This window comes from Chloroflexota bacterium (assembly GCA_014360805.1).
In the GTDB taxonomy this organism is placed as follows: domain Bacteria; phylum Chloroflexota; class Anaerolineae; order DTLA01; family DTLA01; genus DTLA01.
Genome location: JACIWU010000131.1, coordinates 1 through 5,831, shown reverse-complemented (window position 1 = coordinate 5,831; position 5,831 = coordinate 1). Strand labels below are relative to the sequence as shown.

General features: G+C 64.2%; 7 protein-coding genes and 2 tRNA genes. 6 read left to right on the top strand and 3 right to left on the bottom strand.

The window, feature by feature from the left end; genetic code table 11:
- The first annotated feature begins 86 nt into the window (after nt 1–86).
- Both H5T65_13810 and H5T65_13805 read left to right on the top strand, forming a co-directional pair.
- Nucleotides 87–162, top strand: a tRNA-Arg gene (locus H5T65_13810).
- Nucleotides 163–165: 3 nt separating this feature from the next.
- A tRNA-Arg gene (locus H5T65_13805) sits at nt 166–242 on the top strand.
- A 47-nt stretch (nt 243–289) separates the two neighbouring features.
- On the opposite strand, the gene H5T65_13800 is transcribed toward H5T65_13805, so the two are convergent.
- The 3 genes from H5T65_13800 to H5T65_13790 form a co-directional block, all read right to left on the bottom strand.
- Nucleotides 290–1,222, bottom strand: coding sequence for a hypothetical protein (locus tag H5T65_13800; protein MBC7260303.1), 933 nt, complete (start codon nt 1,220–1,222; stop codon nt 290–292).
- A 101-nt stretch (nt 1,223–1,323) separates the two neighbouring features.
- A complete protein-coding gene (locus tag H5T65_13795) occupies nt 1,324–2,322 on the bottom strand; it encodes a class I SAM-dependent methyltransferase (protein MBC7260302.1) in 999 nt (332 codons plus the stop codon).
- A 112-nt stretch (nt 2,323–2,434) separates the two neighbouring features.
- Nucleotides 2,435–2,833 carry a hypothetical protein gene (locus H5T65_13790; GenBank protein MBC7260301.1) on the bottom strand — a complete coding sequence of 133 codons (399 nt, stop codon included), beginning with the start codon at nt 2,831–2,833 and terminating at the stop codon, nt 2,435–2,437.
- A 191-nt stretch (nt 2,834–3,024) separates the two neighbouring features.
- Between H5T65_13790 and H5T65_13785 the strand changes: the two genes are divergently transcribed.
- From H5T65_13785 to H5T65_13770, 4 genes are all read left to right on the top strand, one after another.
- Nucleotides 3,025–3,870, top strand: coding sequence for a DegV family protein (locus H5T65_13785; protein MBC7260300.1), 846 nt, complete (start codon nt 3,025–3,027; stop codon nt 3,868–3,870).
- 125 nt (nt 3,871–3,995) lie between these two features.
- Nucleotides 3,996–4,628, top strand: a complete 633-nt coding sequence (locus H5T65_13780) for a sigma-70 family RNA polymerase sigma factor (GenBank protein MBC7260299.1) — start codon at nt 3,996–3,998, stop codon at nt 4,626–4,628.
- Nucleotides 4,594–5,439, top strand: coding sequence for a DegV family protein (locus H5T65_13775; GenBank protein ID MBC7260298.1), 846 nt, complete (start codon nt 4,594–4,596; stop codon nt 5,437–5,439). The genes H5T65_13780 and H5T65_13775 overlap by 35 nt, the downstream gene beginning before the upstream one ends.
- Nucleotides 5,440–5,517: 78 nt before the next feature.
- On the top strand, nt 5,518–5,739 hold the full coding sequence (locus H5T65_13770) for a hypothetical protein (GenBank protein MBC7260297.1): 222 nt from the start codon (nt 5,518–5,520) through the stop codon (nt 5,737–5,739).
- The last annotated feature ends 92 nt before the right edge of the window (nt 5,740–5,831 follow it).

Here is a 5,831-nt window from a genome sequence, read left to right as displayed (position 1 = left end):
GGAGAGGACGATCGGGGCCGCCTGCTAAGCGGTTGTAGGGACTAAAATCTCTACCCAGGGTTCGAATCCCTGCCTCCCCGCCTTGTGCCCCAGTAGCTCAGGGGATAGAGCGCAGCGCTGCGGACGCTGAGGCCACAGGTTCAAGTCCTGTCTGGGGTACCACGCGCGCCTGTACCTCAATTGGATAGAGGGCCGGTCTACGAAACCGTCTGCTGTGGGTTCAAGTCCCGCCAGGCGCGCCAAGACAAGCCCCGCCCAACACGGCGGGGCTTGTTGTTTCCTTCGGCGGCTACTTCTGCCACGGCTCAAAGCGAATGTTGCTGACGATGGTTATGGGCCAGGACGTGCCCATCGCCGAGATCTTCCCCGACACGTCCTGCTTCAGCGTGCCGCCCAGCAGCCAGCCGGTCTTCTCGTCCAGGTCCATGCTGCCGCTTTGCTCGCCCGACAGTTCGTAGGAGATGCTCATGCCGGCCAGTTCCATAGGCTTGGCACCGGGGTTGGGGCGGACGTCGGAGCGGGTTTCCACCGTCGCAACGCCGTTCTTGCGCGCTTTCAGCGTCCATGTGGTGTCCAGAATCATCGGCATGCCCGATGCCAACACGATTTGCCCGCTCCACGAGTCGCCGACGGCGACGGGCTTCTCGGGATAGAAGAGGGCGGCCTTCTCAAAACTGTCCTTCAGCGCCTCGTCGCTGAGTTGCGTCCGCAAGAGTGCCTCCACCTGGTCGCGGGCGCTCCCCGCGGGCAAGTTCATGGCTTCCAGTATCTCGGACACCATCTGGTCCGCGCCGCGGATGTCGGAGATCTCGCCGGTCGGCGTCATCTTGGCGGAGAATCCCCGCCCCACGAGCGCGGCGTAGCCTATCGCGGCCTGCGGCACCGTGGCGGGCGGGTTGGCCGAATCGTAGGATACCTTGCCCATCGGGCTGTCCTGTTTGTACGACACCCAGTCGTAGGTAATCTTCACCCCCATGCTGCCATCGGGGTCAACGCTCTGGACCTGGTAGGTGTAGGCCATGCCGATGGACTGGGTTATGGTCTGCGTCTGCCCCATCAGGGTCTGCGTAATCGTCTGGTCGGCGATCATCTTCGCGCTGTAGGATTTGCCAGGCTCCAGGCGCAGTTTCAGGTCCAGTTTCTTGCTGCCTCCCCCGCAGGATACCAACAGTGCGACGATGACGAGGAGGCCGACGAAAGTCAGGATACGCTTCTTGCCCATCATGTTTCTCCGTGGCGCGGCTTTCACGCGCCTGCCGATTGTTGTCCGCGAGTCGCAACGCGAATGGGATTGCGGACTCTCGCGGCATTGCAAACTCACCCTTACCATGCGCGAACCACACACCATTCCAGGGTCGTCTCGGCGACGGGAAGCCCGTCCACGCGTGCCCCTTCCAGCAACTCCGATGGCGGCGTGGGCAGCGCGCGGCCCTTCCGCGCGTTCACCACCTCCACACGCCAGCCCGCCTGGGTCATCAAATCCACCAGCGACTCGCGCACAAGGAGCGGGGCCACGCCGAACTCGCGGAGCAGGGCGACGTTCGTTTCGTCGTCGGCGGGGTAGAAATGCGTGATAGCGAGGAATTCGCCCGACACCACCCGCCGCAGTTCGGCCAACAATGCGCCGGGCTTCTCTATGTTGGGCAGGCCGAGGTTGGTGGTCATGGTGGACACGGCGCCGTCCCGAAACGGCGTGCGGCGCGCGTCCATCGCCAGCAGGCTCACGTACTCGTGGAGCCCGGCGGCCCGAAACGCCTTGCGGTCGCGGCGCAGGACGCGCAGGCTGAAGTCGGTGGCGACGACGGGGCGGCGCAACTCGCGGGCGATGCGCTCCACCAGGTCGCCGCGCCCCGACGCCAAGTCCACGATGGGGCCGGGCCGATCCCTGATGTGGTCCATGACCCAACGCTTCTGGCTTTCGTGGCAGGCAAGGTACTCCGGCGTGTACAGGTGGGGCAGCGCCGCCTCGGCGACGGCCCTGGCCTGCGCGAAGTCGCCCCGCTCCTCCAGCGCCAGGGCGCGGTAGAAACGATCCGCCGGCGACAGGGTGTCCAGCGGCGCGAGCAGCAGGCGTCGTTCTATGTCGGGGTGCTCCTTGAGGTAGGCGCCGAGGGCGGTGGAGGTCTGCTCCCACAGGTCGTTGCGCGGCAAGTCCGGCGGGAGGAAGACGCCGATGCCCTCGCGGACGAAGTAAGAAGCGTCGCAGCCGGCGCAGCGGACATCCGCCGTCTCTATGTGGTTCCCCTCGCGTTCGCCGATGCTCCACCGAAGCGCCCCGCCGCACACCGGGCACTGGAGTTCTTCGCAAACGTGCTCATGCATGGCCTACTCCTCCATTCGGTTCCAAAGTTCGTTGGTCGCGCTCCAGGCATAGGCGCGACGCACTTCCGAAAGTGCGTCGCACCTCGGTCGCCAACACAGTTCGGAAACGAAATTACTCCTCCGTGTTGACCTCGTCAGAGTCGGGGGCGCTGGCCCATCGGGAAGCCGTCAGGAGCAGCGCGCCGGCCACGAGTAGCGGCCCGCCCAGAAGCCCCAGGAGCACGGCGAGCCCCCATCCCGTTACCTCGCTGATGCTGGCGCTCCAGACGACCCAGGTGGTGAAAAACACGCCCTCGGCGATGAGCAGGAGCGCGGCGGTCCGCTCCCACCTCAGCGAGATCGCCACCGTAAGCAGCAGGACGCCCCCTGGCAGCAGGAGGTGGAGAATCCAGGACAGCGCCGTGCCCTCCTCCCATGCCGAGGTGATGCCAAACCAGAGCCAGACCAGCGCCAATACGATCACGATGGAACGGGCCGCGATGCGCAGCCGCCGCAGGATCATCGCTTTCATGTCCCCCCTCCGCCACTGCGAAAAACTCCGGTGGGTGAAGCATAGCACATCGGAGCGCCGAACGCAAGGCCCACCGGCGGCCTGGGGAGCAAGCAGCCCCTTCGCGCGAGCGATGCCAAGCCCGCCCGCAACTCCGTGCCCACTTCGGGGTTTGTATGTTGTGAACGCAATCGTAATAGGAGGTATCGGAGATGATCAAGATTCTTACCGACAGCACAGCAGACCTGCCCCCTGCGCTGCACGGCCATCCTCGCATTGACACCATCCCGCTCAAGGTGGTTACGCCCCAGCGCACCTACCTGGACCGCGTAGATCTGGACACCCCCGAATTCCTGAACTTGCTGAAGAACTCTCCCACGCTGCCCACGACCTCGCAGCCTTCGGCGGGAGAGTTTGAGACGAAGTACCGGCAGATGCTGGGCGACGGCGCGGATGCGATCCTGTCCATCCACATCTCCAGCAAGTTGAGCGGCACCGTCAGTTCGGCCCACGCGGCGCTGGAGACGTTGAGAGGCGCGCCGATCACGGTGTTTGATTCCCTTTCCACCTCCATCGGCCTAGGCCTTCTGATCCAACAGGCGGTGAAAGCCCTGGACGCCGGCGAGTCTCTCGCCGAAGTGGTCAAGGTGCTGGAAGTCATGCGCGACGCGATAAAGATCGGGTTTGTGGTGGACACCCTGGAGTACCTGCACAAGGGCGGGCGCATCGGCAGGGCCTCGGCGCTGATGGGCACGCTCCTCAACGTGAAGCCGGTGCTCACCCTCACCGGCGGCGTGATTGAGCCGCTGGACAAGGCCCGCTCCAAGCGCAAGGGCATAGAGCGCACCCTGGCCTACATCCAGGAGTCCATCGGCACCGAGCGCCCCATGGTCGCAGGCATTGCCCAACTGGAGACCGCAGAGGAGGCCGAGGGCGTCCGACAGGCGGTGATGGACCGGTTCAACTGCAAGGACTGTTTCGTCGCGGAACTCAGCCCCGTCATCGGCACGCACACCGGCCCGGGCGTGATCGGCATTGCGGGTTGCCCGCTGCCGTAGCGCCGAACCTACGCATCCCCAAGCCGCCTGCGGACAGGCGGCTTTTCTTTTTGCCTTTTCGCGCCGCCTGGTGCTATACTGCCGCTGCACACACCGCGCAACCAACCTTCGGAGAAAGTGTTCTCATGAGTAGAAAAAGGCAGCCGGAGAATCAGGGCGAACAGGCGGAGGCGCTGTCCGATTCCTGCCTGATTGAGCGCGCAAAAACTGACCCGGAAGCCTTCGGGATTCTGTACGAGCGGTACGTGGATCGCATTTACTCGTACGTTTACTACCGAACAGGGAACCAAGCCGACGCCGAAGACCTGACGGCCAGGACCTTCTATCGGGCGATGCAGCACATTCGCCGCTATGAGGAGAGGGGGCTGCCGTTTTCGGCGTGGCTGTACCGCATCGCCCACAACCTGGTGGCCAACTGGCACCGCGACCGCGGCAAACGCCAGATGGTCTCGCTGGATGAACTGTACTCGCTGACCGTGGGCGAGGGGCCGGAGCGCATGGCGGAAAGACACGAGCGCACGGAGACGCTGCTCCGTGTGATACGGAGCCTGCCGCCCGAGCGCCAGGAACTGCTGATTCTTAAATTTGTGGAGCATCTTTCCAACGCCGAAATCGGCAAGATTATGGGACGCAGCGAGGGGGCCATCAAGTCCTTGTACCATCGGACGCTTCTCTCACTGCGAGAACTTTATGCACAACTAGAAACAGGAGGTCTCCTCGCGAATGAGCAACAAAGGAATTCGCATCGTAACGGATAGCGCGTCCACCATACCGCCGGAATTGGTGAAGCAACTGGACATTGAAATCGTGCCCATCAGCCTGACCGTGGGCGACCGGGCCATGGACGATGGCGAGTTATCCCCCGATGAACTCTATGAAAAAATGCGACAGGGGATTGTCGTGCGGACGTCGCAGCCCGCGCCTGGGCGCTTCGCGGCGGTCTATGAGCGACTGCGCGGCATCGCGTCCTCGGTCATCTCCATCCACATCACCAGCCAGCACAGCGGCACGTGCCAGTCGGCGGCGCTGGCCGCATCCATGTTCCCCGACATGGACATTGAGATCGTGGACTCTAGGGGCATCTCGCTGGGCACCGGCTACCTGGTCATTCGGGCCGCCCAGATGGCCAAGCAGGGCTTGAGCAAGGAGGAGATTCTGGCCGCCATCAACGACATGAAGGAGAAGATTTACACCTTCTGCACCGTGTCCACGGTCAAGTACCTGCAGATGGGCGGGCGGCTGGGCTGGGTCGCGGGCACGCTGGCAACCGTGCTGGACATCAAGCCCGTCATGAGCGTGCGCGACGGCACGCTGGGGCTGATGGCCAAGGTGCGCACGCGCGCTCGCTCGCTGGACGCCATCATCCAGGCCACCATGGCGGCGCTTCAGGACGCGCGCGACCGGCAGATCGCCGTGATCCACGCCGGCGCGCTGGAGGAGGCGCGGCAGGTCAAGGAGCGCCTGGAGCAGTTGATCGGGGGCAAAGTGGCTTTCCTGCTGGAGGCTCCGACCGTTCTGGCGGTGCACGGCGGGCCGGGGCTTTTGGGCATCGTCTCGTATGGCGCGTAGCGGGGGCTGCCCTGTCGCGCGGTGTGAAAGTCTATGACAGCACGCGAGCAAACAGAGATTGGGAGTTTCCTGGCGAATATGGAAAAGGATGTGCAGCGCCTTCTGACGCCGGTGCAGCCCGTGCCTGCGTTCCGCGAGCGGCTACGTGAAGTGCTGATGGCCGCGGCTGCGACGGGGGCGTGCGAAGTGCGGCTGCGCCCTCGGCCGCGGCTGCACGTCTGGGTGTTGGTGGCATCCGGACTGGCGCTGGCCGCGTTCCTCGGGCAATACTTCCTGCGTCTGTTGCGACGCCCGCAGTAGAAGCGCGCTTGTGAAACAATTAAGGAGCAGGATGGGTCGCCTGTCCTGCTCCTTACTCACATTCGGCCCTGTCTCGGTTCCAAAGTTTGTTG